The following is a 1,403-nucleotide window of genomic DNA, read 5'->3' on the forward strand; positions in this document are numbered from 1 at the left end:
ACAGGCCTCGTGGCAGCACGGCGCACACGCGCTGCCGGACGGCGAAAGTGTCCGACGGAAGCCCCGTCGGCCCTGTCCCGGCCACGAGCCCCGGACCAGCCAGCGGCCTGCCTCACTGAGGACTCGATCAGGATCGAGCCGTCCGCCTGGTTGTTCGGCGGCCTGACGGGGTGAAGGCCGGGGTCAGCCATGTCTGCGCAGTTAGCGGGCTAGATCAGGGTTCAAGTTCCATCCCCTCGCCTCCACGTATGATCATGGATGTAACCTGCAACGATCTCGTTTCGACAGTTGTCAATCATGGATTTGTTCGACCGCTACGCCGGGTCCTGCCGGGACGTCGAGGAGCTCCTCGCGGAGCGAGGTCTCGTCGTTGGCCACGTGACCGTCTACCGGTGGGTGTGCCGGTTCACCCCGCTGCTGATCGACGCGGCCCGGCCATGCGGACCGCCAACATGATCACGTCCAGCATGAGTTCTCGGCTGTGCGGGAACGTGTGACGCAGTGAGCGTAGCCGCACATGCCTTGGTGCATGGCGTACGTTGTGCGTACGCTGGTGGGGTGGCGGGTGCGAAGGACGATCGGCTGCACCTTCGGGTGGAGCCGGCGCAGAAGGCGCTGCTGGAGGCCGCCAGTTCGGCCTCCGGGAGCACGGTGTCGGCGTTCGTGTTGAAGGCTGCTACTGAGGCGGCGGCCGACATTCTGGCGGATCGGCGGGTGTTCGTCCTGGACGAGGTGGCCTGGCAGGCGTTTGACCATGCGTTGGACCGGCCGGCGTCCGAGGTGGCGGGGCTGCGGGAGCTGCTGTCGGCACCCACCGTGCTGGACCAGTCCGAGCCTGGCCAGGGCGGTCGGTGAGCGGTCGCAGGTTCGGCCCGGTCGAACCGGCGGCCGCCAGCCATGTGCTGTCCGGGTTTGACTGCGGGTCGGCGGCGCAGTCGTCCTGGTTGACGGCGCACGCGTTGCAGGCGCACCAATCGGGCTCATCCCGGGTGTACGTGGTCACCGGCGCCGAGGACGGCGATCGGCGGGTGGTCGGCTACTACGCGCTGGCGGCGGGGTCGGTCGCGCCGACGCAGGCGCCGCGGCGGCTGACGCAGGGCGCGGGCCGCTACCACCAGCCGGTAGTCATCCTCACCCGGCTCGGTGTAGATCTGTCGGTCCAGGGCGCCGGGCTGGGCCAGGCCTTGGTGGTCGACGCCCTGCGCCGCGTTGCCGCCGCCGGAGAGGTCATCGGAGTGCGGGCCCTGCTGATCCACTGCGAGAACGAGACCGCCCGCGACTTCTACCTGCGCCTGGCGAAGTTCGAGCCCAGCCCCACCGACCCCATGCACCTGTTCCTCCTGATGAAGGACCTCCGCAAGGCCCTCGGCAGTACCTGACCAAGCCCATGCTGTCCCGATTCG

Annotated in this window: 2 protein-coding genes and 1 pseudogene; all 3 read left to right on the forward strand. The window is 68.9% G+C overall.

Annotated features, from left to right (window positions below; all coding sequences use genetic code 11):
- Nucleotides 1-312 precede the first annotated feature (312 nt).
- Nucleotides 313-441, forward strand: a pseudogene (locus tag AC5LSR_RS23900) (IS6 family transposase); the annotation flags it as partial.
- Nucleotides 442-558: 117 nt separating this feature from the next.
- Nucleotides 559-855: a type II toxin-antitoxin system TacA family antitoxin gene (locus tag AC5LSR_RS23905; RefSeq protein WP_250287537.1), complete on the forward strand. Its 297-nt coding sequence runs from the start codon at nucleotides 559-561 to the stop codon at nucleotides 853-855.
- A complete protein-coding gene (locus tag AC5LSR_RS23910; protein WP_250287535.1) occupies nucleotides 852-1,379 on the forward strand; it encodes a GNAT family N-acetyltransferase in 528 nt (175 codons plus the stop codon). Before AC5LSR_RS23905 ends, AC5LSR_RS23910 begins: the two co-directional genes overlap by 4 nt.
- Nucleotides 1,380-1,403 lie beyond the last annotated feature (24 nt).

This window comes from Protofrankia sp. CiP1_Cm_nod4, from assembly GCF_982290645.1.